Source organism: Halomonas aquatica (genome assembly GCF_040196335.1).
Lineage (GTDB): Bacteria > Pseudomonadota > Gammaproteobacteria > Pseudomonadales > Halomonadaceae > Halomonas > Halomonas aquatica.
Genome location: NZ_JBEGCJ010000004.1, coordinates 1 through 26,783, shown reverse-complemented (window position 1 = coordinate 26,783; position 26,783 = coordinate 1). Strand labels below are relative to the sequence as shown.

The window sequence follows — 26,783 nt, the reverse complement described above, 5'->3', positions numbered from 1 at the left end:
GGCGGCTCGCGGCCGCCCCTGTCGTTCATGGTTTCGATCAAGGTTTCGATCCAGCCCCGTGAACCATGAGCCGTGATCACTTCACCCTGGGATCGAGTTCGCCGCGCTCGTAACGCAGGAACATCTCCTCGAGGTTGATCGGCTTGATCTTCGAGGCATTGCCGGCGGTGCCGAAGGCCTCGTAGCGGGCCTTGCAGATCTCCTTCATGGCCGCGGTGCTGGCCTTGAGGAACTTGCGCGGGTCGAACTCCGCGGGATTCTCGGCCATGAAGCGCCGCACGGCACCGGTGGAGGCCAGGCGCAGATCGGTGTCGACGTTGACCTTGCGAACGCCGTGACGGATGCCCTCGACGATCTCCTCTACCGGCACGCCGTAGGTTTCGGGGATGGCGCCGCCGAATTCGTTGATCACTGCCAGCCACTCCTGAGGCACTGAGGAGGAGCCGTGCATCACCAGGTGGGTCTCCGGGATGCGCTCATGGATCTCTTTGATGCGCTGTATGGAGAGGGTATCGCCGGTGGGCGGACGGGTGAACTTGTAGGCGCCGTGGCTCGTGCCGATGGCGATGGCCAGGGCGTCGACGCCGGTGGCCTTGACGAAGTCGGCGGCCTCTTCCGGGTCGGTGAGCAGCTGCTCCATGTCGAGCTTGCCCTCGGCGCCGATGCCGTCTTCCTCGCCGGCCATGCCGGTCTCAAGGCTGCCCAGGCAGCCCAGCTCACCCTCGACGGAGACGCCGCAGGCATGGGCCATCTCCACGGTGCGCCGGGTGACGTCGACGTTGTACTCGTAGCTGGCCGGAGTCTTGCCGTCCTCACCGAGCGAACCGTCCATCATCACCGAGGAGAAGCCCAACTGGATGGAGCGCTGGCAAACCGCGGGGCTGGTGCCGTGGTCCTGGTGCATGACCACCGGGATGTGCGGGAATTCCTCCACGGCGGCCAGGATCAGATGGCGCAGGAAGGGCGCGCCGGCATACTTGCGGGCGCCGGCAGAGGCCTGGACGATCACCGGGGAATCGGTCTCGTCGGCGGCTTCCATGATGGCGCGCATCTGCTCGAGGTTGTTGACGTTGAAGGCCGGGACGCCGTAGCCATGCTCGGCGGCGTGGTCCAGCATCTGGCGCATGCTGATCAGTGCCATGTATTCACCTTTTCTCTAGAGATAGGGGTCGTGATAGGGGTCATGCAAGGGCCATGACGTCGCGGCCTCGACGGCCCGGGTTCGGGGCGGCGCGCCTGTCTCAGCGTGCGGCGGCGTCTTCCAGGGCCTTCACCGCAGGCAGGGTCTTGCCCTCGACATACTCGAGGAAAGCGCCGCCGCCGGTGGAAATGTAGGAGACCCTATCCTCGATGCCGTACTTGTCGATGGCCGCCAGGGTGTCACCGCCGCCGGCGATGGAGAAACCGTTGCTCTCGGCGATGGCCATCGACAGCGCCTCGGTGCCCTTGCCGAACTGGTCGATCTCGAATACGCCTACAGGTCCGTTCCACAGGATGGTGCCGGCGTCCTTGAGCAGGCCGCCCAGGCGTCCGGCGGTCTCTGGGCCGATGTCGAGGATCATCTCGTCATCATTCACCTGGTCGACGGGCTTGACCACCGCGGAGGCGTTCTCGGAGAACTCGGTGGCCACCACGACGTCGGTGGGCAGCGGGATCTCGACCCTGTCCATCAGCGCCTTCGCCTGGCCGATCAGTTCGGCTTCGTGCAGCGATTTGCCGACGTTGTAGCCGGCCGCGGCGATGAAGGTGTTGGCGATGCCGCCGCCGACGATCAGTTGGTCGCATTTCTCGGACAGGGCGTTGAGCACCTCGAGCTTGGTGGAGACCTTGGAGCCCCCGACGATCGCGGCCATCGGACGCTTGGGGTTGGCCAGCGCCTTCTCCAGGGCGTCGAGCTCGGCGGCCAGCAGCGGGCCTGCACAGGCGGTGGGGGCAAAGCGCGCCACGCCATGGGTGGAGGCCTGGGCGCGGTGGGCCGTGCCGAAGGCGTCCATCACGAAGACGTCGCACAGGGCGGCGTAGTGTCTCGCCAGGGTCTCGTCATCCTGCTTCTCGCCGCGGTTGAAACGCACGTTCTCTAGCAGCACCACCTCGCCGTCGGCGACCGTGACCTCGCTGTCCAGATAGTCCGCGACCAGACGCACCGGGCGGTCCAGCAGCTCACTGAGGTGGTCGGCCACCGGGGCCAGCGAGAACTCCTCGGCCGGGTCGCCCTCGGTGGGGCGACCCAGATGGCTCATCAGCATCACTCGGGCGCCGGCATCCAGGGCGGCCTGGATGGTCGGCAGGCTGGCCCGCAGGCGAGCATCGCTGGTCACCTTGCCGTGCTTGACGGGTACGTTCAGGTCCTCGCGGATCAGTACACGCTGGCCGCTGAGGTCGAGGTCAGTCATCTTGCGCACGTTCATGGAAGCAGGTTCCTCGTCTGGGAAAGCCGAAGGGATGTCATCTGTCGGAGGGAGCGGTCGGGACCGGGGGAAGGCTGGCCATACGCCTGGTGACATCGAGCATGCGGTTGGCGAAGCCCCACTCGTTATCGAACCAGCACAGCAGCTTGATCAGGTGGCCGCCGGCCACCCGGGTCTGAGTGGCATCCACGATACCCGAGCGCGGATCGTGGTTGAAGTCGCACGAGGCCATCGGTTCCTCGGTATAGCCGAGCAGCCCCGAGAGCCGCCCGCGGCTCGCCTCGCGCAGCAGGGAGTTGACCGCTTCCGCCGAGGTGTCGCCGCGCACGCAGATCGACAGGTCCATGGTCGAGACGTTGATGGTCGGCACCCGAACATGCAGGCATTCGAAGCGCCCGGCCAGGTGGGGCATCAGGCGGTTGATGCCGCGAGCCAGGCCGGTATCGATCGGCACGATGGAGTGCATCGCCGAGCGGGTCAGGCGCAGGTCAGTCTGGTGGTAGGCGTCGATCACCGGCTGGTCGTTCATCGCCGAGTGAATGGTGGTGGTGACGCCGTGCTCGATTCCCAGTGCCTCATCAAGCACGGTGAGCACCGGCACCAGGCAGTTCGTGGTGCAGGAGGCCGCGGAGACGATGCGACACGAGGCCGTCAGTTCGGCATCGTTGATGCCGGTGACGATGGTGGCATCCACGTCGCTCTCGGCGGGCTGGGAGAACAGCAGCCGCCCGGCGCCGGAGTCGAGGTGTCGCTCGGCGGTGGCGCGATCCTTGAAGCTGCCAGAGCACTCCAGCACCAGGTCGATGCCGAGCTCTGCCCAGGGCAGCCTCGAAGGGTCGGGTTCGCATAGCACCCGGATGGCCCGGCCGTTCACCACCAGCAGGTCGTCTTCTACCTCGACGCTGCCGGGGAATCGGCCGTGGGTGGTGTCGTAGCGGGTCAGGTAGGCGATGGTGGCAAGATCCGAGAGCTCGTTGATCGCCACGACCTCGACCGCCGGCCCGCCGCGCGCGGCGGGCCGGGCAGCCTCTCCCTCGACCAGCGCGCGCAGCACGCATTGGCCGATGCGACCGTAACCGTTGATGGCAATGCGAAGGGCCATGGTGGTGACAGGGACTCCGGGACCGGGAAACACGAAGCGGGGATTCTAGCGCATCTGGCCACCGATCGTCTGCTTCAGGAACCCATCAGTCCCCAGGTGAGCGGCGGGAAGAGGGGAGCAGGTCTGAGGGCGCTCTCGTTGGCATGCACGGCGCCCTCTCGGTAAGGTCATTCACTATGGGTGATCCACTATGCTGAAAATGACGACTTCAAGGTACCAAGGAGAGGAGCGACATGAGCGATATCACCAAGCTGCTGGGCGGCGAGGCCGATGACCTGCTGGGTCACGTGTGCCGCGGCGTGCCCGCCGAGACGATCCATCCCCCCGGCCCTGATTTCGTCGACCGGGTGATGGCCCAGAGCGATCGCCGCCCCAACGTGCTGCGCAGTATGCAGGCGCTGTTCGACAACGGCCGCCTGGGGGGCACCGGCTACCTCAGCATCCTGCCAGTGGATCAGGGCATCGAGCACTCGGCAGGTGCGTCCTTCGCGCCTAACCCGCGCTATTTCGACCCGGCCAACATCGTCGAGCTGGCCATCGAGGGGGGCTGCAATGCCGTGGCCTCGACCCTCGGGGGGCTGGCCTCGGTGGCCCGCCGCTACGCCCACCGGATCCCCATGATTCTCAAGCTCAACCACAACGAGACGCTGACCTACCCGGCGGTGTATGACCAGACGCTGTTCGCCCGGGTCGACCAGGCCTTCGAGATGGGCTGCGTGGCGGTGGGGGCGACCATCTACTTCGGATCGCCGGAGAGCCGTCGCCAGATCATGGAGATCAGCGAGGCCTTCGAGCGTGCCCACCAGCTGGGCATGGTCACCGTGCTCTGGGCCTATCTGCGCAACCCTGCCTTCAAGCACGAGGGCACCGATTACCACGTGGCCGCTGACCTGACCGGTCAGGCCAACCACATGGCGGCCACGCTCAAGGCGGACATCGTCAAGCAGAAGCTGCCCGAGACCAACGCGGGCTACCGGGACATCGGCTTCGGCCACACCCATGAGCTGGTCTACAGCGACCTCGCCTCGGACCACCCCATCGACCTGGCCCGCTACCAGGTGGCCAACTGCTACCTGGGCCGTGCCGGGCTGATCAACTCCGGCGGGGGTGCCAAGGGCGCCTCCGACCTTGGCGAGGCAGTGCGCACGGCGGTGATCAACAAGCGTGCCGGCGGCATGGGGCTTATCTCGGGACGCAAGGCCTTCCAGAAGACCACGGCCGAGGGCATCGAACTGCTCAACGCTATCCAGGACGTCTATCTGTCCCCCGAGGTGACCGTCGCCTGAGGCGGCCGCCGACAACGACAGCATCGCCTACGACAGCGGGCCCGGCATCTGCCGGGCCCGCTGCGTTCTAGGCGGACCTCGCCTCGCCAGACGGGATCAGTCCAGCAGGGCGGTGGCCTCCTCGACCACGTGGTCCACGGTGAAGCCGAAGTGCTTGAACAGGTCCCCGGCCGGGGCGGACTCGCCGAAGGTGGTCATGCCGATGATGGCACCGTTCAGGCCCACGTACTTGTACCAGAAGTCGCGATGGCCGGCCTCGATGGCCAGGCGCGCGGTCACGGCGGCGGGCAGCACGGCTTCGCGATATGCGGCGTCCTGGCGGTCGAAGAGGTCGGTGGAGGGCATGGAGACCACGCGCACCGCGCGCCCCTGCTCCTCGAGCCTGGCGGCGGCATCCATGGCCAGGCCGACCTCGGAGCCGGTGGCGATCAGGATCAGCTCCGGGGTGCCCTCGCTGTCCTCGAGGGTGCTCTTCTTCAGTACATAGCCGCCACGCTGGATGTCAGTCAGCTGCTGCTTGCTGCGCGCCTGATGGGGCAGGCCCTGGCGGGAGAAGATCAGTGCGGTGGGGCCGGAGCGGCGCTTGAGGGCCGCATTCCAGGCCGCAGCGGTCTCCACGGCGTCGCATGGGCGCCAGGTGGCGAGGTTGGGCGTGGAGCGCAGGGCGGTCAGCTGTTCGATCGGCTGGTGAGTGGGGCCGTCCTCGCCCAGGCCGATGGAATCATGGGTGAATACATGGATGACCTGCTGGTTCATCAGCGCGGCCATGCGCACGGCGTTGCGCATGTATTCCGAGAAGATCAGGAAGGTCGCGCCGTAGGGCACGAAGCCGCCATGCAGGGCGATACCGTTCATCATCGCGGCCATGCCGAACTCGCGCACGCCGTAATGCAGGTAGTTGCCGCCCGGAGTGCCCTCGGCGGGGTTGTTGGAAGGGCCGGGGCCGATGGCCTGGGCGCCCTTCCAGAAGGTCAGGTTGGAGGGGGCCAGGTCGGCACTGCCGCCGAGCAGCTCGGGCAGCTGGGGGCCGAGCTCGTTGAGGCAGGCCAGGGACGCCTTGCGGCTGGCGACGCTCTCGCCCTTCGCCTGGGCCTCCTCGATCATCGCCTCGCCGGTCAGTTCCAGCGGCAGATCACCCTTGAGGCGACGCTGGAGTTCCCGGGCCAGGTCCGGGAAGGCCTCGGCGTAGCGCGCGAAACGTTGCTGCCAGGCGTCCTGGCGGGCCTGGCCGGCCTCGGTGGCGTCCCAGCCCTGGTAGATGTCCTCGGGCACGTGGAAGGGGGCGTGGGGCCAGTCGAGCCGCTTGCGCGCGGCGGCCACTTCCTCCTCGCCGAGGGCCGCACCGTGGCATTCCTCCTTGCCCTGCTTGTTGGGCGCACCGAAGCCGATGATGGTCTTGCAGATGATCAGGCTGGGCTTGTCCTCGTGACTCTTGGCGAGCTCGATGGCGGCCTTGATCTCCTCGGGCTTGTGGCCATCGACGTTGGGCACCACGTGCCAGCCGTAGGCCTCAAAGCGCGTGGCGGTGTCGTCGGTGAACCAGCCCTCCACCTCGCCGTCGATGGAGATGCCGTTGTCGTCATAGAAGGTGACCAGCTTGCCCAGGCCCTGGGTGCCGGCCAGCGAGGCGACCTCATGGGAGATGCCCTCCATCAGGCAGCCGTCGCCGACGAAACACCAGGTATGGTGATCGACGACGGTGTGGCCGGGGCGGTTGAACTGGGCCGCCAGGGTGCGCTCCGCCAGCGCCATGCCCACGGCGTTGGCCAGTCCCTGGCCCAGCGGGCCGGTGGTGGTCTCGACGCCCGGCGTATAGCCATACTCCGGGTGGCCGGGCGTCTTGGAGTGCAGCTGGCGGAAGTTCTGCAACTGCTCGAGGTCAAGCTCGTAGCCGGTCAGGTGCAGCAGGGAGTAGATCAGCATCGAGCCGTGGCCGTTGGAGAGCACGAAGCGGTCCCGGTCGGGCCAATGCGGGTCGGCGGGGTTGTGGACCAGGTAATCGTTCCACAACACCTCGGCGATGTCGGCCATGCCCATGGGAGCGCCGGGGTGGCCGGAGTTGGCCTTCTGGACGGCATCCATGGACAGGGCACGTATGGCATTGGCCAGTTCGAAACGGGACGGCATGGGTAGCTCCTCGCCTGCGGCAGAATGAAGGCCACGACACGGTCGGGCCAGGGGGACTGGCCGGACGTGGCTTCTGGCTGGGTGACGCCGCGGGACGGGGCGGCGTGGTCGAATTCGGTCGCCCATTGTCGCCGACTTGCCGCCCTGCATCAAATCGCTGATGCCCGGGAGAGCCGCAGCATGTAGACTTCGCGACTGCCTATTGCCGATAAAATGAGGGCCGAGGACGCCATGAGCGAATACTTCCTGTTTACCTCCGAATCCGTGTCCGAAGGGCATCCGGACAAGATCGCCGACCAGATCTCCGACGCGGTGCTCGATGCCATCATCGCCCGTGACAAGCACGCCCGGGTGGCCTGCGAGACGTTGGTCAAGACCGGCGTAGCCATCGTGGCCGGCGAGATCACCACCTCGGCCTGGGTCGATCTCGAGACGCTGGTGCGCGAGGTGATCACCGGCATTGGCTATACCTCCTCGGACGTCGGCTTCGACGGCCAGACCTGTGGCGTGCTCAACCTGATCGGCAAGCAGAGCGTGGACATCGCCCAGGGGGTCGATCGCAGCGAGCCCGAGGACCAGGGGGCCGGCGACCAGGGCCTGATGTTCGGCTACGCCACCAACGAGACCGACTCCTATATGCCGGCGCCGATCCACTATGCCCACCGGCTGGTGGAGCGTCAGGCCGAGCTGCGTCGGCATGGCCTGCTGCCCTGGCTGCGTCCGGACGCCAAGAGCCAGCTGACCTTCCGCTACGATGCGGAGGGCAGTCCCTGCGCCGTGGATGCGGTGGTGCTATCCACCCAGCACGACCCGGAGATTGACCAGGAGGAGCTGCGCCTGATGGTCCGGCGCGAGATCATCGAGCAGGTGATCCCCGCCGAGTGGCTGACCGCGACCACCAAGTACCACATCAACCCCACCGGCAAGTTCGTGATCGGCGGCCCGGTGGGCGACTGCGGCCTGACCGGGCGCAAGATCATCGTCGATACCTACGGCGGCATGGCCCGCCATGGCGGCGGCGCCTTCTCCGGGAAGGACCCCTCCAAGGTCGACCGCAGCGCCGCCTATGCCGGGCGCTACGTGGCCAAGAACCTGGTCGCCGCCGGCCTGGCGGAAAAGTGCGAGATCCAGATCTCCTACGCCATCGGCGTTGCCGAGCCGACCTCGGTCTCCGTCAACACCTTCGGTACCGGCAAGGTGGAGGATGCACGGATCATCGAGCTGGTGCGTCAGCATTTCGACCTGCGACCCAACGCCATCACCCACATGCTCGACCTGCTGCATCCCATGTATCAGCTGACGGCGGCCTACGGCCATTTCGGTCGCGAGCCCTTCGAGCACTCCTATACCTGGGCCGATACCCAGGGCCAGGAGCACACCGAGACCTTCACGGCCTTTCCCTGGGAGAAGACCGACCGGGCCGCTGCCCTTCACCAGGCCGCTGGCCTGTAGGCGATCGCCTACAGGCGATGACGGGCTCCGCTGGCAGCGCCAGGCGGGGCCCGTTGCTATGGTCAAGGCAGTTCACCCGCGGGAGCTGCCATGACCCCCCGACTTCAGGCCGGCTGGCTGCTGGTCCTCTGCCTGGCCTTGTCCCAGGTCCTTTCCATCCCTCCGGCCCAGGCCGCGACCTGCTCTGGAGCGGCCTACGTGCCGTCCGAGACAGAGTTCGTCGCCCTGGCCCGCCGGCTGGCGGAGTGGGACGACGCCTACTATCGCCGGGGCGAGTCTCCGGTCAGCGACGCCATCTACGACCAGGCCCGGAGGCAGTTCGAGGAATGGCAGCGCTGTTTTTCCGGTCGGGGCGAGCGGGGCGGGCACGACAGCTCGCGACCAGCCGGCCCCGTCCCGCTTCCGGTGGTCCAGACCGGGCTTGCCAAGCTCGAGGGCGAGGAGGCGGTGCGCCGCTGGCTGGCCCGGCGAGACGATGTCTGGGTGCAGCCCAAGGTGGACGGCGTGGCGGTGACCCTGGCCTACCGGGAAGGCCGGCTGTTCCGGGCGATCAGCCGCGGTGATGGCCACCATGGCCAGGACTGGACGCCGGCGGTGAGGAGGATAGCCGCCGTGCCCTCGCGGCTGCCGGAGCAGGTCGATGCGGTCCTGCAGGGGGAGCTCCATGTGCGCCTGGACGATCATGTTCAGGCCGAGGCGGGCAGTGCCGGGGCGCGCAGTGCGGTGGCCGGGCTGATGGCCCGCGATGTGCTGGCCGCCGATGCGGCGGCGCGCATCGGGCTCTTCATCTGGGACTGGCCGGATGGGCCTCCCGCCATGCGCCAGCGTCTGGAGGGGCTGGCGCGCCTGGGCTTCACCGATTCCGTCGAGCTGACCCACCGGGTCGAGACGCTGGCTGAGGTGAAACGCTGGCGGGAGCGGTGGTATCGCGGACCATTGCCCTTCGCTACCGATGGTCTGGTGCTGCGACAGGGGCGCCGCCCGCCAGGCGAGCAGTGGCAGGCCGAGCCACCGGACTGGGCCGCGGCCTGGAAACATCCGCCTCGGGAGGCCCTGGCCGAGGTGCGCGGCGTAGAGTTTCGCATCGGGCGTACCGGCCGCATCACCCCGCTGCTTCACCTTCATCCCGTCACCCTGGATGGCCGGGTGATCCGTCGCGTCAGCACCGGCTCGCTGGAGCACTGGCGCGAACTGGACATCCGCCCCGGGGACCGGGTGGCCATCGCCCTGGCCGGCCTGACCATCCCCCGGCTGGAAGGCGTGGTGTGGCACGCGACGGAGCGACCGAGTCTCTCTCCGCCCATGGCCAAGGACTACCACCCGCTGAGCTGCTTCCGGCCCACGCCGGGGTGCGAGTCGCAGTTCATCGAGCGCCTCGCCTGGCTGGGCGGCCCCGAGGGGCTCGACCTGCCCGGAGTTGGGCCCGGTACCTGGGCCGCGCTGGTCGAGGCAGGGCGCGTGACGGACCTGCTGGGCTGGCTGGATATTCAGGAACGCGAGCTTCGAAGGGTCCCGAGCATCGGGAAGGTTCGCGCTGCGCGGCTGGTGGACGTCTTCGGCCGGGCGCACCGTCGACCCTTTGCCGACTGGCTGGCGGCCCTGGGGCCGCCGCCCGGGGTCGCGTCGGGCGTCGAGTCAGCGGGCGAGGCAGGGGATGGCGAATGGTCACGTCTCGCCGGGTGGGGAGAGCCACGCTGGCGGGCCCTCTCAGGCATCGGGCCCGGGCGAGCCGGCGAGCTGGTTGCCTTCTTCTCCCACCCCGAGGTCATGGCCCTGGCGGAACGCTTGGGTGCGCGTGGGGTAGAGGGGTTCCCGCGTTGATTGTCGGCCGTCTGCTTCCTCGCCTATAGTGAAGGCCACGTTTTTCCCTGGGAAGAGGTCAAGCATGAACCACCCTGCCGTATCCGCCCCCACCGCCACCGATTGCAAGGTCGCCGACCTGTCGCTGGCCGACTGGGGACGTCGCGAGATCCGCATCGCCGAGACCGAGATGCCGGCGCTGATGACCATTCGCGACAAGTACCGCGACCATCAGCCGCTGGCCGGCGCCCGCATCGCCGGCTGCATCCACATGACCATCCAGACCGCGGTGCTGATCGAGACTCTGGTGGATCTCGGCGCCACGGTGCGCTGGTCGTCCTGCAACATCTTCTCCACCCAGGACCATGCCGCTGCCGCCATCGCCGCCGCGGGCATCCCGGTGTTCGCCTGGAAGGGCGAGACGGAGGAGGAGTTCTGGTGGTGCATCGAGCAGACCGTGGAGGGCCCAGACGACTGGACGCCCAACCTGGTGCTCGACGACGGCGGCGACCTGACGGCCCTGCTCCACGAAAAGCGCCCGGAACTGCTCGAGGCCGTGCACGGCATCTCCGAGGAGACCACCACCGGGGTGCATCGCCTGCAGGAGATGCTGCGCGACGGCCTTCTCAGGGTGCCGGCGATCAACGTCAACGATGCCGTCACCAAGTCCAAGAACGACAACAAGTACGGCTGCCGCCATTCGCTCAACGACGCCATCAAGCGCGCCACCGACCACCTGCTGGCCGGCAAGCAGGCCCTGGTGGTGGGCTACGGCGACGTGGGCAAGGGCTCGGCCGCCTCGCTGCGCCAGGAAGGCATGATCGTGCGCATCGTGGAGATCGACCCGATCTGCGCCATGCAAGCCTGCATGGATGGCTATGAGGTGGTCTCCCCCTACCGGGAGGGGCTCAACCGCGGCCCGGAGAGCATCGATCGCGATCTGCTCGCCCGGATCGACCTGGTGGTGACCGCCACCGGCAACATCCACGCCTGCGACGCGGCCATGCTCCAGGCCCTGAAACGGGGCGCCGTGGTCTGCAACATCGGCCACTTCGACAGCGAGATCGACACCGCCTACATGCGTCGCCACTGGCACTGGGAAGAGGTGAAGCCTCAGGTGCACCAGATCTATCGCGACAGCAAGCCGGGCCGGTTCGACCCCGATAGCCGCGACTACTTGATCCTGCTCTCGGAGGGGCGCCTGGTGAACCTGGGTAACGCCACCGGCCACCCCTCCCGGGTGATGGACGGCTCCTTCGCCAACCAGGTGCTGGCGCAGCTGCACCTCTTCGATGGCCGCTTCGCCGAGCTGCCCGAGGGCGACCAGCGCGATGCCCTCGGTGTGTCGGTTCTGCCGCGCCACCTCGACGAGGAGGTGGCCCGCTACATGGTGCAGGGCTTCGGCGGCGTGGTCACCCGTATGACCGAGGAGCAGGCCGACTATACCGGCGTCGCCGTCGACGGACCCTACAAGCCCGACGCCTATCGGTACTGAGCGGGGGTGCGAGGCACCGGGCTAGATTCCGGTGAGTCGCATCATCCCCCCTAGATAGAACGGGATCAGCAACGGGGTGGCCAGGGTGGTGATCAGCACCGCCAGGGCGCCCTTCTCCGGCGCGATGCCGAGCTCCATGGCCACTGCCACCACGTTGGCGGCCATCGGCACCACCCCGATCAGCAGCAGCGCCAGGGCCAGCTCGTCAGGCAGCGGGAAGAACGCCTGGAGGCCCAGTACGCCGGCCAGTGCCAGCACCGGCCAGAGCCCGAATCGGATTGCCACGCAGGCGCCGATGAACCTCAGATCCATTTCCCTCACGCTGACCCGCCCCAGGGTCATGCCGATGATCATCATGCCCAGCAGGGTATAGGTGGCCGGAAAGGCCGCCAGCCCCTCCATCACGGCGTCCGGCGGTGCGATGTCCGCCCCGCTCACCAGCAGGGCCGCCACGAAGGCGTAGACCAGCGGCAGCCGGGCGATCCTGGCCAGGCTCTGGCGAACCGAGAACTGCCCCCGGGCGCTGAGGTAGAAGCCCACCGTGAACTCGTAGAGGGTCACGCCCAGCGCACAGAACAGATAGAGCGTCACGCCCTCCGGGGGGAGCAGTACCAGGGCCACCGGCAGGCCGAAGTAGCCGGAGTTGCCGGTGCCGGCGGAAAAGGCCAGCAGGGCGCCCTCCTGGGGGGCGAAACTTCGCCTGGCCAGCCGGCGGACAGCCAGGGCGATCAGGCTGGCGACGATGAACAGCGCGGCGGTGAGCAGCAGGTAGCCGGGCGTCGGGCCACCCAGCACCAGGGCGCGAAAGAAGGTGAGCGGCGCGACCAGGTAGATCAGCAGGGTGGCGACGGGTCGCGGGTCCACCGCCAGACGTCGCGCTGCCAGCCAGCCCAGGCCGATATAGGCGAGCAGGGTCCAGAGGGGGCCCATCAGGATGCCGGGGTCGATCGACGTCATGTCCTTCCTTGGCGTGGGGGGTTGGACGGTGCGGCGCTGCATGAACAGGATCGATGCAGCATCGCGCATCTTTCATTGTTCCTTGGCGCGGTCAGGCGTCAGAATAGCCGCAATATGCACCATTTTCATGAGGTAGGCCGATGAGTACGCAGGAACATCCGCTGGGAATCAGCTTCGAGTTCTTTCCGCCCAATACCGATGCCGGGCGTGAGAAGCTGGTCGGCGTTCGCGACGCCCTGTCCAGCCGCTCGCCGCGCTTCTTCTCGGTCACCTACGGCGCCGGCGGCTCCACCCAGGACCGCACCCTGAATACCGTGCGCATGGTGCGCGAGTCGGGCTTCACCACGGCACCGCACCTCTCCTGCATCGGCAGCGACAAGGGCGCGCTGCGCGAGCTGCTCTCGCGCTACCGGGAAGATGGTATCGACAGCCTGGTGGCCCTGCGCGGCGACCTGCCGTCAGGCATGGGCGGGGGTGGCGTCGGCCAGCTGCGCTATGCCAACGAACTGGTCGAGTTCATCCGCGAGGAGACCGGCAACCATTTCGAGATCGCCGTGGCCGCCTACCCGGAGTCCCATCCCCAGGCGCCGAACTTCGAGCGTGACCTGGAGAACTTCGCCCGCAAGATGAAGGCCGGTGCCGACATCGCCATCACCCAGTACTTCTTCAGCGCCGAGTCCTACTTCCACTTCGTCGAACGGGCGCGCGCTCTGGGTGTCGAGGCGCCCATCGTGCCGGGCATCATGCCCATCACCAACTACACCAAGCTGGCGCGCTTTTCGGATGCCTGCGGGGCCGAGATCCCGCGCTGGATCCGCAAGCAGCTCGAGGCCTACGGCGACAACAGCGAGGCCATCGCCGCCTTCGGTGAGGAGGTGATCTCTCGCCTCTGCCAGCGGCTGCTCGACGGCGGGGCCCCTGGCCTGCACTTCTACACACTCAACCAGTCGAAGCCGGTGTTGCGTATCCTCGACAACATCACCAGCTGAGCGAGTCCTGGTCGGGCGTTCAGTCCGACTGCACTTCCCTCTCTACGTCGGCCTCAACCAGTCCAAGCCGGCACTGCGTATCCTCGACAACATTACCGGTTGACTGCTTCCCGTCGTGGATCGGCACGCAAAGGGCCCCGCCATGGCGGGGCCCTTTTACCTTGCCGGGATGAGGGGCTCAGCCGGTCTTGACGGGCTTTCCCTTCCGCACAGGGATAACAGGTGACGCCGGGTTGTCAGAGCTCGGTGGCGGGGGCCGGGGCGAGGGCGGCGGTCAGACGGCTGGCTTGATGGAGATCGTTCATCAGCGAGGAGGCGAGCCAGGGGTCCAGGCGCTGATGGCGCAGCCGCTCGGCCATTTCATGCTGCCAGTGGCGGCGGACCTCATCGAGGCGGACGCCGATGTCGAGGGCGGTCGGGTCGTTGGCCAGGCGGTTTAGGCCTTCGGCGACGGCCATGCGCAGGTCATCATGGGCCTCGCGCAGTGGGCTCGCCGGGGCGGCATGGCGCAGCAGGCTGCGCTGCAGCACCTCACCGAAGCGCACCGCCTCGACCAGTCGCAGCGTGCGGGCATAGAGGGCCTCGAGCCGGGCCTCCTGCGCTTCGGTGAGTGGGGTATCGATGCGCGAGTAGAAGTCGAGGATCTCCGCCATCAGCGGCTTGATGCGCTCGTGGTAGCGAGCGTTCACTGGTGGCCAGGCCTCGGGGTCGATGGGGGCATCGACCACGGCCCGGCTGGGTGGATGGCCGGTCACCTCGCCGCTCGGCACCAGGATGGCCGAGCCGAGCAGGTGGTAGGTGCGCCGCTCCAGGCGGCGACACTCCTGCTCGATGGCCGTGAGGGCCGTGTCGGCGTGCTGCAGGGCGTTGGTATCCAGATAGCGGGCCTGGGACGGGAGAAGTCTCGCCGGTTCGGGAAAGAGGCGCTCCAGGCGCTCCGCGAGCTTCGGAATCCAGGGCAGCATCAGCGCGATGCCCAGACCGTTGAAGAGCGTGTGGAAGAGTGCCAGCTTGAGCGGCCAGGCGGTGGCCGACAGGCCGATCAGCTCGGCGAGCCGGTCTACCAGCGCGGCCATCGGCAGCAGCAGTGCCAGGGCCACGGCCGCCGTGGCGAGGTTGAAGATCACGTGTGCCGCGGCCAGTCGGCGGCCGGCGGTGCTGGCGCCGAAGGCACCGATTACCGCGGTCACGGTGGTACCGATGTTGGCGCCGATGGCGATGGCCAGAGCCGGCAGGTAAGGCAACTGGCCGGAGGCCAGTGCCGTCAGGGTGATCAGCAGGGTGGCGTGGCTGGACTGCATGACCACGGTGGCTGCCACCCCGAACAGCACGAACAGCGGCCAGTGCCAGAAATAATCTCCGGCCATTCCGTCCAACGACAGGCCATCCTGCCAGGTCTCGAAGCCGAGCTTCATGAAGTCGATGCCCAGCAAGAGCATTCCCACGCCGAGCAGCAGGCCGGCGAGGACGGCGCGACTGTCCTGCAGCAGCCGTGAGCCCAGCAGGCCCATGGCCAGCAGTGGCATGGCATAGTGGGCGAGGTCGGCCTTGAGGCCAAGGCCGGCGATCAGCCAGGCCCCGGTGGTGGTGCCGAGGTTGGCGCCGAACATCAGGGCGATGGCGGCAGGGAGCGTCACCAGGCCGGCACCGACGAATGACATCGCCAGCAGAGTGACCAGCGAGCTGGACTGGACCAGGGCGGTGGTCAGGGCGCCGAAGGCGAGGGCCCGGAGGGTTCGCCGGGTGGCAGCATGCAGCCAGCGATTCAGGGTGCCGCCGGAGAGGCGCTTGATGGCCTCTTCCAGATGGGTCATGCCCCACAGGAAGAAACCGAGTCCGGCGGCCAGGGTGGCGAGGTCCAGTCGGGCGACCAGCAGGGCCGCGGCCGCGGCCAGCCCCAGCACTTCGAGCAGGCGGCGCTGCGGTATCAGGACAGCGGCGTTTCCCGGGGCCATGCTCCTCAGCGACTCCCGGGGTCGAGGATCTTCACGGCCTGCAGTTCGGAGGTCTTCTGCTCCTCGCGTTCGCGGTTGACCCGGGTCTCGAGTTCTGGCGCTACCTCGTCCTCGATGGGCAACTGCTCGAAGAAGTCACAGCTGACGCAGTCGCGGTAACGGACACCGTTCTGTTCCCAGGCGCGGATGCGGTCCATCTCGGCGCAGCGCGGGCAGATGGCGCCGGCGATAAAGCGTTTCTGGGTGGCCATGAGGGCTCCTGAAGATGCGGTATGGCGTGTTGAGGCGTCGGGGCCAGACGACGCGGCGATGTCTTCATTCTACCTCGGCGCGCCGGGGAGATGCCCCGGCGCAATGGTTCATGAGAAGCGGGCTCAGGCGGCTCGGATGCCGCTGTGGCGCAGCAGTGGCTTGACGCTGGGCTCACGGCCACGGAAGGCGCGGAACATCTCGGCGGCATCCCGCGAGCCGCCACGTTCTAGGATCTCGGTGCGGAAGCGTCGCCCGGTCTCGGGGTCGAAGATGCCAGCCTCCTCGAAGGCGCTCCAGGCATCCGCCGAGAGCACCTCGGCCCACTTGTAGCTGTAGTAGCCCGCCGCATAGCCTCCGGAAAAGATGTGCCCGAAGCCGTTCTGGAAGCGATTGAAGGAAGCCCTGGGCACCACGGAGATGGAATCGCGAACCTTGTCGAGCAGCCCCTGTATGTCGGCCGCCGAAGGGGCGGCTCCTTCCCGGTGCAGGCGAAAGTCGAACAGAGAGAATTCCAGCTGGCGCACCATGCCCATGGCGGACTGGAAGTTCTTGGCCGCCAGCAGCTTCTCGAACAGCTCCTCGGGAAGCGGCTCGCCGGTGTCCACGTGGCCGGCGATCAGTTCCAGGCCCTCGCGCTCCCAGCAGAAATTCTCCATGAACTGGCTGGGTAGTTCCACGGCGTCCCAGGCCACGCCATTGATGCCGGAGATGTCGGCAACGTTCTGGCGGGTCAGCATGTGGTGCAGCCCATGGCCGAACTCGTGGAAGAGGGTGGTGACCTCGTCGTGGGTCAGCAGGGCCGGGGCGTCGCCAACCGGGCGGGTGAAGTTGCAGGTCAGATAGGCAACGGGCAGCTGGACCTCATCGGCTTCCAGGCGCCGCACCCGGCACTCGTCCATCCAGGCACCGCCCCGCTTGCCTTCGCGGGCATAGAGGTCGAGGTAGAATCCGGCGATGGGAGCGCCCTGCTCCAGGATTCGGAAGTAACGGACGTCGGGGTGGTAGCGCGGTGCCTGCTCGTCCTCCGCGAAGGTGACGTCGTAGAGGCGCTCGACCACCCGGAACAGGCCGTCCACCACCTGCGGTGCAGGGAAGTAGGGGCGAAGCTGTTCGTCGGAGATGGCGTAGCGTGCCTCGCGAAGCTTCTCGCTGGCGAAGCCCACGTCCCAGGGCTCGAGTTCATCCATGCCCAGTTCGGCCCGAGCATAGGCGGCGAGCTCGGCATACTCCTCGCGGGCCTGGGGCACGGCGCGCTCGGCCAGGTCCTCGAGGAAGGTGATGACCTGTTCGGGCGACTCGGCCATCTTGGTGGACAACGAGTAGTCGGCATAGTCGGTGAAGCCCAGCAGCGTCGACAGCTCGTGACGCAGGGCGAGGATCTCCTCCATCACCGGGGAATTGTCGTACTCGCCGGCATTGGGGCCCTGGTCCGAGGCGCGGGTCACGAAGGCGGTATAGACCTCGCGGCGCAGCTCGCGGTCCTCGGCGTAGGTCATCACCGGGAAGAAGCTGGGGAAGTCCAGGGTGATGCGGTAGCCTGCGAGGCCCTTGGCCTCGGCGTTGGCCTTGAGGGTCACCAGGGCGCTCTCGGGCAGCCCGGCCAGCCGGCCATCGTCCGTGAGGTCCAGATGCCAGGCCTGGGTGGCGTCCAGCAGCTGGTTGGAGAAGGTGTTGGAGAGCTCGGAGAGGCGCGACTTGATCTCGCCATAGCGCTGCTTCTGCTCGGCGGGCAGGTCGACGCCGGCCAGGCGGAAGTCGCGCAGGGCGTTCTCCACGGTGCGGCGCTGGCCCTCGTCGAGGCTCGCCCGGGCTGGGCCGTCATCGAGTGCCTGCCAGGCGCGGAAGAGTCCTTCGTGCTGGCCGATCCAGGTGCTGAAGTCGGAGAGCTTGCCCAGGCAGGCCTGGTAGGCCTCGCGCAGCTCGGGATTGTTCATGGTGCCGTTGAGGTGCGATACCGGCGACCAGGCCCGTGCCAGTCGGTCGTTGAGTGCCTCCAGCGGTGCGGCCAGGCTCTCCCAGGTTGGGGGTGTCTGCTCGGCACTGGCCACGAGCGCCTCGATGGCGGCACGGTTCTCCGCCAGCAGCTCCTCCATCGCCGGCACCACATGCTCGGGACGGATCGCATCGAAGGGGGGCAGGTCGTGGGGGTCGAGTAGTGGGTTGCGGGGCATGCGCACCTCGAATCGGGATGTGGATGTGTGTTAGATGCGGGCGGTCGTGCCGGGTTTCAATATGCTGGTCATGCGCCCTTTTTGCGCCGCGCAGTCCCATGCAGTCCTAGTCAGTCGCTTGGCCACCTGGCTACCTGGCCACCTGGCCTCCCGGGCGGGGGCGTCGCGTCACTGGCGCTGGCTATTTCAGCGCCTTCACGGTCTTCTGCATCCTCTCCTTCTAATCGGTCGTGTCGGGCTGGTCCACCGAATTCCTGGTGGCATCGATCAATGGCGACTTCGTCGGGCGCACCCTGGTGCGCTGGGTGTCGATCCTGCTGACGCTGGTAGTATTGGCAGCCGGACTGATCTTAGACACCTGACCTGACAAGACGAGGTGAGCGATGAGCGAGACAAGGTGCCTGCGACCCTGGAAGGGGCATGAGCCGCAGCTGGGCGAGCGGGTCTACATCGATCCGGCCTGCATGGTGCTGGGTGACGTGGTGCTGGGCGACGACTGCTCGGTCTGGCCCATGGCGGTGGTGCGAGGCGACATGCACCGCATCCGGATCGGCGCGCGCGTCAGCGTGCAGGATGGCAGCGTGCTGCACATCACCCACGCCAGCGACTTCAACCCGGATGGCTACCCGCTGACCATCGGCGACGATGTGACCATCGGCCACAAGGCCATCCTCCACGGCTGTACCCTGGGCAACCGTATCCTGGTCGGTATGGGCGCGATCGTCATGGATGGTGCCGTGGTCGAGGACGAGGTGATCATCGCCGCTGGTGCCGTCGTGACGCCCGGCAAGCGCCTGGAGGGCGGCCACGTCTATGCCGGCAATCCCGCCAGGGCGCTGCGCCCGATCAAGGATAAGGAGCGAGCCTTCTTTCCTTATACCGCCGGCAATTATGTAAAGTTGAAGGACGAGTACCTGGCCGCCGGGGAATGATTCGCTAAACCATTGTTTCCCATTGCCGAGGCGCGCGATAATCTGGTTGTTTATCCAGTAATCGAGGGGCGCGCCCCGGCATGGCCAACTTTCGCACCCACCTCGGCGTGGCAGCCGCTGGCGGCGCCGTTCTGGCCCATGGCGGCTGGCAGGCGGGCCTGTGGGGCGCCGTGGAGAGCCTGCCCCTGCTGGCGCTGGTGACCTTCGGCGGCATCCTGCCCGACATTGATGCCGACCGCTCCAGGGCGATCCGACTGATCTTCAACCTGCTGGCCGTGTCCGCCGTGGTGGCCGGCGCCCTGATGCTCCAGGTGCGGCTGCCAACCGGCAGTCTGCTGATGGCGTGCGGCGCGATCTACCTCGCCGTACGCTACCTGGCCGGGGCGCTGTTCGCCCGCTTCACCGTGCATCGGGGGCTGTGGCACTCGCTGCTGGCGGGCGGACTCTGCGGCCTGGTGTCCGCCGCGCTGAGCCACCGGCTTTTCGGCCAGCCGGACCATCTGGCCTGGGCTCAGGGCGCGGCCCTGACACTCGGCTTCGTCATCCACCTGCTGCTCGATGAGCTATACAGCGTCGACCTGACCGGCGCGCGACTCAAGCGCTCCTTCGGCACGGCCCTCAAGCCCTTCGACTGGCGAGAACCGGGCAACTCCCTGGTGATGATGATGGCGGCGGCCAGCCTCGTGCCCTGGTTGCCGCCCTGGGGGGCTCTAAGCGAGCTTTTCCTTCAGGGGGCGTCGCTCTGGCGGTAGTCCTAGGCCTTGGTGCCGACCTTGGTGGCGTCGATCACGTGCGGGTTCAGGGGCACCTGAACCCAGAGTAGTCGGCGAAATCGGCGCCCTCGAATCGATGTCGGCATGGCCGGGACCTCAGCGGGAATCCGCGGGCATGACCTGTGACCGGCGCAGGGCGCGCTGGGCCCGGGTCTCGGCACGCTCGACCTCGAGCAGTCCCTCCTCGACGAAGGCCAGGTGTTCATGGGCCCGGGCCCGGGCGTCCTCGGCGCGTCCCTCGAGGATGGCGTCGAGCAGGGCGCGATGCTGTTCCATCAGCCGTGGGCGCGAGTCGGCCTTCTCGAACAGGTGGGCGAGGTTGTCGACGATGCTCTTCTCCAGCAGGTGGAAGATCCCGCGGATGGTGTGCAGCAGCAGGACATTGTGGGCCGATTCGGCGATGGCCATGTGGAAGGCCGCATCGGCGCGGGCCTCCAGCACCGGGTCGCGGCCCTTGAAGCACGCCTCGAGTTCCTCGAAGCGGGAAATCAGCAGGGCCTTGTCGGTGGGCGTGGAGCGCAGGGCGGCGTAGTAGGCGGAGATGCCCTCCATGGCATCCCGGAACTCGAGGAGGTCGAGTTGGAATTCCCCATGGCGGGAGAGCATCTCCAGTAACGGGTCGCTGTAGCCGCTGTTAAGCTCCTCGTTGATGAAGGTGCCGCCGCCCTGGCGGCTGGTCAGCAACCCTCGAGCCGACAGTTTCTGTATGGCCTCACGCAGGGAGGGTCGCGAGACGCCGAAGCGCTCGGCCAGTTCCCGCTCCGGCGGCAGGCGCTGGCCGGGCCTCAGGCTGCCCTCGAGGATCAGCGCCTCGAGACGCTCGGTGATGACGTCGGCGAGGCGGGGCTGCTGAACGGGTTGATAGGCCATGGGGTGCTCCGGAACACGTGGCGAGAGTCGGCATGGTAGTGGGATTGAATTGGTATTACCAAACAGCGCTATCAACGAGTGGCGACCGGCGGGCCTAGGGCGGAGAATTTTATCGGTGTATCAGGAGGTTGTAGCAAGCTTTGAAAGGACTAGACCAAAGTATAGGAGGCTGGGGGTGTGAAGACCTGGCCTTGGGTTTGACACTGCACTCAGTGCCCCATACTGTGCGGCAACGCATATTTGTCAATTGGTTTTACCAATTATTTAGGGTCTGGATTGATACAGTCCGGATCAATGACCTCAGCATGGCGCTGCCGTGACACCTGCGCTGCCCAGGATCTTGCCCATGACACCCGTCAAGCTATACCCGCCGAAGCCAGAGAAGGTCTACTTCTTCGGCACCTGCCTGATCGACCTCTTCTATCCGGAGGCCGGCCTCGATGGCATCCGCCTGCTCGAGCGCGAGGGCATCGAGGTGCTCTTCCCCGAGGACCAGACCTGCTGCGGTCAGCCGGCCTATACCTCGGGCTACCAGGACGAGGCCCGCGCCGTGGCGGCGGCCCAGCTCGACCTCTTCCCCGAGCCCTGGCCGATCGTGGTGCCCTCGGGGTCTTGCGGCGGCATGATGCGGACCCACTACCCCCAGCTCTTCGCCGGGACCGGCCAGGAGGCGAAGGCCGCTGAAGTTGCCGGCCGCGTCTTCGAGCTGACCGAGTTCCTGGTGCATGTCTGTCACCTGAAGCTCGCGGATCGCGGGCAGCCGGAGAAAGTGGCCATGCACACCTCCTGCAGCGCACGCAGGGAGATGGGAGTGGCCGAGACCGGCCCGGCCCTGCTCGCTCAGTTGGGCGAGGTCGAGCTGGTGGAGCAGGCCCGTCCGGCGGAGTGCTGCGGCTTCGGCGGAACCTTCGCCGTCCGCCACCCCGAGGTATCAGCGGCCATGGTCCAGGACAAGACACAGGCCATCGAGGCGGCGGGTGCCGAGCGCTTCGTCACCTCCGACTGCGGCTGCCTGATGAACATCGGCGGGCGTTTCGAGCACCAGAAGAAGACCGTGAAGGGCGAGCACATCGCCAGTTACCTATGGCGGAGGACCTCATGATGGACGCTACTCCTACCGTTCAGACCCCGGCGGTGCAAACCTATACTCCCCGTGAATTCCATCGCCAGGCCCATGACGCCCTGGGCAACCCCCAGATCCGTGCCAACTTCCGCAAGGCCATGGACGGGCTGATGGACAAGCGCCGCGATGTCTTCGGCGACTGGGACGTGGAGACCCTGCGCGAGCTGGGCGCCAACATCCGGCTGCGGGCGCTGGCCAAGCTGCCCGACCTGCTCGAGCAGCTGGAGGCCAACTGTGAGGCCAACGGCATCCGGGTGCACTGGGCCGAGGATGGCGAGCAGGCCTGCCGGATCATCCGCGAGCTCTGCGAGGCGCGCGATGCCAAGGCGGTGATCAAGGGCAAGTCGATGGTCACCGAGGAGATGCACCTCAATGCCCACCTGGAGGCGGCGGGTATCGAGGCGCTGGAGTCCGACCTCGGCGAGTATCTGGTGCAGCTCAACGAGCAGACCCCCTCCCACATCATCATGCCGGCGATCCATCTCAACACCGACGAGATATCCGGCATCATGCACGACAAGACCGGCATCGCCCGCACCCGTGACGTCGATGTCATGACCGCGGCGGCCCGCTCCCAACTGCGCGAGCGTTTCATGGCGGCGGACGTCGGCATCTCGGGAGTGAACTTCGCCGTGGCCGAGACGGGCACGCTCTGTCTCGTCGAAAATGAGGGCAATGGCCGGATGACCACCACGGTGCCCCCGGTGCATATCGCCGTGACCGGCATCGAGAAAGTGGTGGAGCAGCTGCGCGACGTGCCGCCGCTCTATGCACTGCTGACCCGCTCGGCCACCGGCCAGCACGCCACCACTTACTTCAACATGATCAGCTCGCCGCGCAAGTCCGGCGAGCACGATGGTCCCGAGGAGGTGCACCTGGTGCTGGTCGACAATGGCCGGTCGAACATCTACCAGGACGACGAGCTGCTCGACACCCTGCGCTGCATCCGCTGCGGCGCCTGCATGAACCACTGCCCGGTCTATACCCGGGTCGGCGGCCACACCTACGGCACCACCTACCCAGGCCCCATCGGCAGCATCCTCATGCCCCACCTGATGGGGCTTGAGGAGACCAAGGACCTGCCCACGGCCTCCAGCCTGTGCGGCGCCTGCGGCGAGGTCTGCCCGGTCAAGATCCCGATTCCCGACCTGCTGGTTCGCCTGCGCCGGGAGTCGGTGGGTGAGGGACGCGGTAACGTCCCCGGGGCCGGCGTGAAGCGCACCCGCAAGGAGGCCGCGGCCTGGAAGGGCTTCCAGTGGCTTGCCACCCACCCGAGCGTCTGGCGGGCCGGCACGGCGGTGGCCGGCAAGCTCAGGGCGCTGGCGCCGGCGCGGCTCGGGCCCTGGACCGACTATCGTACCGCGCCGAAACCGGCCGGCACCTCACTGCACGCCATTGTGAAGCGGCACCGGGCAGAGAAGGGCACAGGTGCCGACACGGAAAAGAACACAGGCAACAACACGGGAGAGAACGGCTCATGAGTGCCCGCGATACCATTCTCAGGCGGCTTCGTGAGCGAACCGATGGCCCGCTCAGCGCCCCCGAGAGCGATTTCACTGTCGTGACCCACCGCGGCTGGAGTGTTGAGGAGCGACTCGAACGCTTCGAGCGGCTCATCACCTCGGTGCATGGCGAGGTGGTGCATGTTGCGAGGGAAGATTGGACCCAGGCACTGGCAGGGGTGCTGTCCGACAAGGGCGTGAAGCGGCTGGCACTGGGCCGTGAGCATCCGGTGGCCGCCGAGGCGCGTGCGGCCCTGATGGATGGCGAGGTCGAGCTGGTGGACGTCGATCGTGACATCGAGTCCTGGCAACGCGAGCAGTTCGACCGGGTCGATGCCGGCCTTACCTCTGCGCGCGGGGCGATTGCCGAGACCGGCAGCCTGTGGCTCTGGCCGACACCAGACGAGCCTCGGCTGATCAGCCTGGTGCCTCCCCTGCATGTCGCCGTGCTGGATGCCGACACCATCGAGGACACCTTCTTCGATGTCGTCGAGGCCCACGACTGGGCCGGCGGCATGCCCACCAATGCCCTGCTGATCTCGGGCCCCAGCAAGACGGCGGATATCGAACAGACCCTGGCCTATGGTGTCCACGGTCCTCGCGAGCTGGTGGTGGTAGTGCGCCATACTAAGGGAGCCTGACCATGACCAGCGAGACTGCTTGGCAGGAACTGAAGGGGGCGCTGGCGGAGGTCATTCCCGACGAGCGCCTGATCGACGACCCGCTGCGCACCCTCGCCTACGGCACCGATGCCAGCTTCTACCGGCTGGTTCCCCGGCTGGTGGTGCGTCCCGAGAGCGAGGAGGAACTCCAGCGGGTCCTGGCGGAGTGCCGGGCCCGCCAGTTGCCAGTGACCTTCCGTGCCGCCGGCACCTCGCTCTCCGGCCAGGCGTTGACCGACTCGGTGTTGATCCAGATGGGTCGCGGCTGGCGCGACCATGCGATCCTCGACGAGGGGCAGGCCATTCGCCTGCAGCCCGGGGTCATCGGGGCCCGCGCCAACCAGCTGCTGGCGCCCTTCGGCCGCAAGATTGGCCCTGATCCGGCCTCCATCGCCAGCTGCATGATCGGTGGCATCGCCGCCAACAACGCCTCCGGCATGTGCTGCGGGACCGCCCAGAACAGTTACCGCACGGTGCGTGACATCCGGGTGATCCTGGCCGACGGCAGCCTGGTCGATACTGCCGACCCCGAGAGCGTCCGTGCCTTCCGGGCCTCCCACGTCGAACTGCTGGCTGGTCTCGAGCGGCTCTCGGCCCAGGCCCGTGACAATGAGGCCCTGGCCGAGCGGATCCGTCACAAGTACCGGCTCAAGAACACCACCGGCTATGCGCTCAACAGCCTGGTGGACTTCGAAGACGGCATCGAGATCCTCAAGCACCTCATGATCGGCTCCGAGGGTACCCTCGGCTTCATCAGCACCATCACCTACGACACCGTGGTGGATGAGCCCGAGAAGGCCGCGGCGCTGGCCTTCTTCCCGGACATGGGCACTACCTGCCGCGCGACCATCGCCCTGAAGCAGGCACCGGTCTCTGCCGTGGAGCTGATGGACCGTGCCGCTCTGCGCTCGGTGCAGGACCAGCCGGGCATGCCGGAGGCGCTCAGGCAACTGCCCGAGGGGGCGGCGGCGCTGCTGATCGACGTGCGTGGCAACGACGCCGCCGAGCTTGAGGCGCGCATGCAGGCGGTGCAGCGGGTACTAGAGGGCATCCAGACCCTCGATGTGGTCACCTTCACCCGTGATCCCGCCACCTATGCCCTCTACTGGAAGATCCGCAAGGGCCTCTTCCCGGCGGTGGGAGCCGTTCGCGAGACCGGCACCACGGTGATCATCGAAGACGTGGCCTTTCCCGTGGAGCGCCTCGACGAGGGGGTGTTGGCGCTGACCGAGACCTTCCACCGCCACGGCTACCGGGACGCCATCCTCTTCGGCCATGCCCTGGAGGGTAACCTGCACTTCGTCTTCCCCCAGGGCTTCGAGAAGCCCGGCGAGGTCGAGCGCTACCAGGCACTGATGGATGAGGTGGCGCAGCTGGTGGGCGTCGAGTACGGCGGCTCACTGAAGGCCGAACACGGCACCGGTCGCAACATGGCGCCCTATGTGGAGCTCGAGTGGGGGGCCGAGGCCTATGCATTGATGTGGGACATCAAGGCACTCTTCGATCCGCATAACCTGCTCAATCCCGAGGTCATCCTCAGTCGCAACCCCACCCTGCACCTGGAGAACCTCAAGCCTCTGCCGGAGGTGGATCCCCTCGTCGACAAGTGCATCGAGTGCGGATTCTGCGAGGCGGTCTGCCCGTCAAAGGACCTGACGCTCACCCCGCGCCAGCGCATCGTCATCGCCCGGGAGCTGGCGAGACTCGAGGCCCTGGGCGAAGCGGTCACCGATGAGGAGGCACAGCGCCTGGAGATCTTGCGGCATGACTACCGCTATGCGGGTGACGAGACCTGTGCGGCCGATGGTCTCTGCTCGACCCAGTGTCCGGTGGGTATCAATACCGGAGACCTGGTGCGCGAGATGCGACACGAGCGAGCCGCCGGCACGGCCGGGATCGCCAGGCGACTCGGCCGGCACTTCTCTGGGGTGACCCGCCTGGCCCGTGGTGGGCTGAACGCGGCGGGGGCCGCGCGAGGGCTGCTAGGTGTCAAACTGATGGGGCAGGCGAGTCGAGGCGTTCGTCGACTGAGCGGCAATCGGTTGCCCCAGTGGAGCCCGGCGCTGCCACGGTCGGCCCCGATCCGGGTCCTCGCGCAGTCGCCCACCGGCGCTGCGCATCGTGAGAAGGTGGTCTACCTGCCCTCCTGTGCGACCCGCATCTTCGGTGCCGACCATCATGACGACGAGACGCGGTCGGTCATGGAGATCACCCTGGCCTTGCTCGACAAGGCCGGCTTCGAGGTTATCCTGCCGGAGATGATCGGCCACCTCTGCTGCGGCATGGCATTTCGCTCCAAGGGGCAGTTTGAAGAGGCGACCCACAAGGGACGTGAACTCAACCGTGAGCTTTTGGTGGCCAGCCAGAACGGCCGTTATCCGATACTCTGCGACACCAGTCCCTGCACCCTGCAGATGCAGGAATACCTGGACGAGCGACTCGAGATGATGGAACCGGTCAGCTTCGCCCATGATCGCCTGCTTCCCCGCCTCGCGGTCACCCCGTTGGAGGAGCGGGTCGCCGTGCACGTGACCTGCTCGAGCACTCGCATGGGTCTCGCCGACAAGTTTGTCGGCCTGGCCAGGGCCTGTGCCCGGGAAGTGGTGGTGCCGGCGGAGATTACCTGCTGCGGCTTCGCCGGAGACAAGGGCTTCAATACCCCGGAGCTCAATGCCTCCGCCCTGGCGGGGCTGGCTGAACAGGTGGCCGATTGCAGCGCCGGATACTCGAACTCGCGCACCTGCGAGATCGGCCTGACGGAGCACGGCGGGATCCCCTACCGGTCGATTCTCTCGCTGCTCGATCGGGCCAGTCGGTCGTCGTGAAGTTTTTCCTCCTTGAGCCCTTGCAGCGTTTCGGTGAAATCCGTAGAGTACGCATCCGCTGCCGGCGACGGGCACACGTTGCGGGCGGTGGATGGTGGTAGA

General features: G+C 67.1%; 20 protein-coding genes and 1 pseudogene. 12 read left to right on the top strand and 9 right to left on the bottom strand.

Annotated elements, in window-relative coordinates; all coding sequences use genetic code 11:
* Window positions 1-76 precede the first annotated feature (76 nt).
* The 3 genes from fba to ABE960_RS09115 form a co-directional block, all read right to left on the bottom strand.
* Window positions 77-1,141, bottom strand: coding sequence for a class II fructose-bisphosphate aldolase (gene fba / locus ABE960_RS09125; RefSeq protein ID WP_349761953.1), 1,065 nt, complete (start codon window positions 1,139-1,141; stop codon window positions 77-79).
* A 100-nt stretch (window positions 1,142-1,241) separates the two neighbouring features.
* Window positions 1,242-2,408, bottom strand: coding sequence for a phosphoglycerate kinase (locus tag ABE960_RS09120; protein WP_349761952.1), 1,167 nt, complete (start codon window positions 2,406-2,408; stop codon window positions 1,242-1,244).
* A 37-nt stretch (window positions 2,409-2,445) separates the two neighbouring features.
* Window positions 2,446-3,510, bottom strand: a complete 1,065-nt coding sequence (locus ABE960_RS09115; RefSeq protein WP_349761951.1) for a type I glyceraldehyde-3-phosphate dehydrogenase — start codon at window positions 3,508-3,510, stop codon at window positions 2,446-2,448.
* 233 nt (window positions 3,511-3,743) lie between these two features.
* Between ABE960_RS09115 and ABE960_RS09110 the strand changes: the two genes are divergently transcribed.
* Window positions 3,744-4,796: a class I fructose-bisphosphate aldolase gene (locus tag ABE960_RS09110; protein ID WP_349761950.1), complete on the top strand. Its 1,053-nt coding sequence runs from the start codon at window positions 3,744-3,746 to the stop codon at window positions 4,794-4,796.
* Between the two features lie 96 nt (window positions 4,797-4,892).
* On the opposite strand, the gene tkt is transcribed toward ABE960_RS09110, so the two are convergent.
* Window positions 4,893-6,923, bottom strand: a complete 2,031-nt coding sequence (gene tkt / locus ABE960_RS09105) for a transketolase (protein ID WP_349761949.1) — start codon at window positions 6,921-6,923, stop codon at window positions 4,893-4,895.
* 231 nt (window positions 6,924-7,154) lie between these two features.
* On the opposite strand from tkt, the gene metK reads away from it, so the two are divergent.
* The 3 genes from metK (at window position 7,155) to ahcY (ending at window position 11,670) form a co-directional block, all read left to right on the top strand.
* Window positions 7,155-8,375, top strand: a complete 1,221-nt coding sequence (metK, locus tag ABE960_RS09100) for a methionine adenosyltransferase (RefSeq protein ID WP_349761948.1) — start codon at window positions 7,155-7,157, stop codon at window positions 8,373-8,375.
* A 90-nt stretch (window positions 8,376-8,465) separates the two neighbouring features.
* A complete protein-coding gene (ligB, locus tag ABE960_RS09095) occupies window positions 8,466-10,196 on the top strand; it encodes an NAD-dependent DNA ligase LigB (protein ID WP_349761947.1) in 1,731 nt (576 codons plus the stop codon).
* Between the two features lie 64 nt (window positions 10,197-10,260).
* Complete coding sequence (gene ahcY, locus ABE960_RS09090) at window positions 10,261-11,670, top strand: adenosylhomocysteinase (RefSeq protein WP_349761946.1); 1,410 nt, start codon at window positions 10,261-10,263, stop codon at window positions 11,668-11,670.
* 21 nt (window positions 11,671-11,691) lie between these two features.
* Here the strand turns inward: ahcY and ABE960_RS09085 are convergent, their stop codons facing one another.
* Complete coding sequence (locus ABE960_RS09085) at window positions 11,692-12,627, bottom strand: AEC family transporter (RefSeq protein WP_349762347.1); 936 nt, start codon at window positions 12,625-12,627, stop codon at window positions 11,692-11,694.
* Window positions 12,628-12,767: 140 nt separating this feature from the next.
* On the opposite strand from ABE960_RS09085, the gene metF reads away from it, so the two are divergent.
* The gene (metF, locus tag ABE960_RS09080) at window positions 12,768-13,616 is read left to right on the top strand and encodes a methylenetetrahydrofolate reductase [NAD(P)H] (protein ID WP_349761945.1); all 849 of its coding nucleotides are present in this window, start codon (window positions 12,768-12,770) and stop codon (window positions 13,614-13,616) included.
* 236 nt (window positions 13,617-13,852) lie between these two features.
* On the opposite strand, the gene ABE960_RS09075 is transcribed toward metF, so the two are convergent.
* From ABE960_RS09075 to prlC, 3 genes are all read right to left on the bottom strand, one after another.
* Window positions 13,853-15,571 (bottom strand): Na/Pi cotransporter family protein, encoded by a 1,719-nt coding sequence (locus tag ABE960_RS09075; RefSeq protein ID WP_349761944.1) that lies wholly within the window; start codon window positions 15,569-15,571, stop codon window positions 13,853-13,855.
* Window positions 15,572-15,576: 5 nt separating this feature from the next.
* Window positions 15,577-15,822: a YheV family putative zinc ribbon protein gene (locus ABE960_RS09070; protein ID WP_349761943.1), complete on the bottom strand. Its 246-nt coding sequence runs from the start codon at window positions 15,820-15,822 to the stop codon at window positions 15,577-15,579.
* A 123-nt stretch (window positions 15,823-15,945) separates the two neighbouring features.
* Entirely contained in the window at window positions 15,946-17,994 is a 2,049-nt protein-coding gene (prlC, locus tag ABE960_RS09065) for an oligopeptidase A (RefSeq protein ID WP_349761942.1), read from the bottom strand.
* Between the two features lie 136 nt (window positions 17,995-18,130).
* On the opposite strand from prlC, the pseudogene ABE960_RS09060 reads away from it, so the two are divergent.
* The 3 genes and pseudogenes from ABE960_RS09060 to ABE960_RS09050 form a co-directional block, all read left to right on the top strand.
* Window positions 18,131-18,281, top strand: a pseudogene (locus tag ABE960_RS09060) (sodium-dependent transporter); the annotation flags it as partial.
* Window positions 18,282-18,377: 96 nt separating this feature from the next.
* Window positions 18,378-18,926 (top strand): gamma carbonic anhydrase family protein, encoded by a 549-nt coding sequence (locus ABE960_RS09055; protein WP_349761941.1) that lies wholly within the window; start codon window positions 18,378-18,380, stop codon window positions 18,924-18,926.
* Between the two features lie 80 nt (window positions 18,927-19,006).
* Window positions 19,007-19,678: a metal-dependent hydrolase gene (locus ABE960_RS09050; RefSeq protein ID WP_349761940.1), complete on the top strand. Its 672-nt coding sequence runs from the start codon at window positions 19,007-19,009 to the stop codon at window positions 19,676-19,678.
* A gap of 117 nt (window positions 19,679-19,795) precedes the next feature.
* Here ABE960_RS09050 and ABE960_RS09045 read toward each other — a convergent pair whose 3' ends face one another.
* The gene (locus tag ABE960_RS09045; RefSeq protein ID WP_349761939.1) at window positions 19,796-20,569 is read right to left on the bottom strand and encodes a GntR family transcriptional regulator; all 774 of its coding nucleotides are present in this window, start codon (window positions 20,567-20,569) and stop codon (window positions 19,796-19,798) included.
* Window positions 20,570-20,915: 346 nt separating this feature from the next.
* Here ABE960_RS09045 and ABE960_RS09040 point away from each other — a divergent pair, with 346 nt between their 5' ends.
* Genes ABE960_RS09040 through ABE960_RS09025 form a run of 4 tightly spaced genes read left to right on the top strand, consistent with a single transcriptional unit; the run spans window position 20,916 to window position 26,681 of the window.
* Window positions 20,916-21,671, top strand: a complete 756-nt coding sequence (locus ABE960_RS09040) for a (Fe-S)-binding protein (RefSeq protein WP_349761938.1) — start codon at window positions 20,916-20,918, stop codon at window positions 21,669-21,671.
* Window positions 21,668-23,173, top strand: coding sequence for a LutB/LldF family L-lactate oxidation iron-sulfur protein (locus tag ABE960_RS09035; protein WP_349761937.1), 1,506 nt, complete (start codon window positions 21,668-21,670; stop codon window positions 23,171-23,173). Before ABE960_RS09040 ends, ABE960_RS09035 begins: the two co-directional genes overlap by 4 nt.
* Window positions 23,170-23,835, top strand: coding sequence for a LutC/YkgG family protein (locus tag ABE960_RS09030; protein WP_349761936.1), 666 nt, complete (start codon window positions 23,170-23,172; stop codon window positions 23,833-23,835). Before ABE960_RS09035 ends, ABE960_RS09030 begins: the two co-directional genes overlap by 4 nt.
* 2 nt (window positions 23,836-23,837) lie before the next feature.
* Window positions 23,838-26,681 (top strand): FAD-binding and (Fe-S)-binding domain-containing protein, encoded by a 2,844-nt coding sequence (locus ABE960_RS09025; protein WP_349761935.1) that lies wholly within the window; start codon window positions 23,838-23,840, stop codon window positions 26,679-26,681.
* Window positions 26,682-26,783 lie beyond the last annotated feature (102 nt).

Excerpts from the sequence above, each read along its gene's own strand:
- fba (WP_349761953.1), bottom strand. The coding sequence starts at position 1,141 with ATGGCACTGATCAGCATGCGCCAGATGCTGGACCACGCCGCCGAGCAT.
- ABE960_RS09120 (WP_349761952.1), bottom strand. The coding sequence starts at position 2,408 with ATGAACGTGCGCAAGATGACTGACCTCGACCTCAGCGGCCAGCGTGTA.
- ABE960_RS09115 (WP_349761951.1), bottom strand. The coding sequence starts at position 3,510 with ATGGCCCTTCGCATTGCCATCAACGGTTACGGTCGCATCGGCCAATGC.
- ABE960_RS09110 (WP_349761950.1), top strand. The coding sequence starts at position 3,744 with ATGAGCGATATCACCAAGCTGCTGGGCGGCGAGGCCGATGACCTGCTG.
- tkt (WP_349761949.1), bottom strand. The coding sequence starts at position 6,923 with ATGCCGTCCCGTTTCGAACTGGCCAATGCCATACGTGCCCTGTCCATG.
- metK (WP_349761948.1), top strand. The coding sequence starts at position 7,155 with ATGAGCGAATACTTCCTGTTTACCTCCGAATCCGTGTCCGAAGGGCAT.
- ligB (WP_349761947.1), top strand. The coding sequence starts at position 8,466 with ATGACCCCCCGACTTCAGGCCGGCTGGCTGCTGGTCCTCTGCCTGGCC.
- ahcY (WP_349761946.1), top strand. The coding sequence starts at position 10,261 with ATGAACCACCCTGCCGTATCCGCCCCCACCGCCACCGATTGCAAGGTC.
- ABE960_RS09085 (WP_349762347.1), bottom strand. The coding sequence starts at position 12,627 with ATGACGTCGATCGACCCCGGCATCCTGATGGGCCCCCTCTGGACCCTG.
- metF (WP_349761945.1), top strand. The coding sequence starts at position 12,768 with ATGAGTACGCAGGAACATCCGCTGGGAATCAGCTTCGAGTTCTTTCCG.
- ABE960_RS09075 (WP_349761944.1), bottom strand. The coding sequence starts at position 15,571 with ATGGCCCCGGGAAACGCCGCTGTCCTGATACCGCAGCGCCGCCTGCTC.
- ABE960_RS09070 (WP_349761943.1), bottom strand. The coding sequence starts at position 15,822 with ATGGCCACCCAGAAACGCTTTATCGCCGGCGCCATCTGCCCGCGCTGC.
- prlC (WP_349761942.1), bottom strand. The coding sequence starts at position 17,994 with ATGCCCCGCAACCCACTACTCGACCCCCACGACCTGCCCCCCTTCGAT.
- ABE960_RS09055 (WP_349761941.1), top strand. The coding sequence starts at position 18,378 with ATGAGCGAGACAAGGTGCCTGCGACCCTGGAAGGGGCATGAGCCGCAG.
- ABE960_RS09050 (WP_349761940.1), top strand. The coding sequence starts at position 19,007 with ATGGCCAACTTTCGCACCCACCTCGGCGTGGCAGCCGCTGGCGGCGCC.
- ABE960_RS09045 (WP_349761939.1), bottom strand. The coding sequence starts at position 20,569 with ATGGCCTATCAACCCGTTCAGCAGCCCCGCCTCGCCGACGTCATCACC.
- ABE960_RS09040 (WP_349761938.1), top strand. The coding sequence starts at position 20,916 with ATGACACCCGTCAAGCTATACCCGCCGAAGCCAGAGAAGGTCTACTTC.
- ABE960_RS09035 (WP_349761937.1), top strand. The coding sequence starts at position 21,668 with ATGATGGACGCTACTCCTACCGTTCAGACCCCGGCGGTGCAAACCTAT.
- ABE960_RS09030 (WP_349761936.1), top strand. The coding sequence starts at position 23,170 with ATGAGTGCCCGCGATACCATTCTCAGGCGGCTTCGTGAGCGAACCGAT.
- ABE960_RS09025 (WP_349761935.1), top strand. The coding sequence starts at position 23,838 with ATGACCAGCGAGACTGCTTGGCAGGAACTGAAGGGGGCGCTGGCGGAG.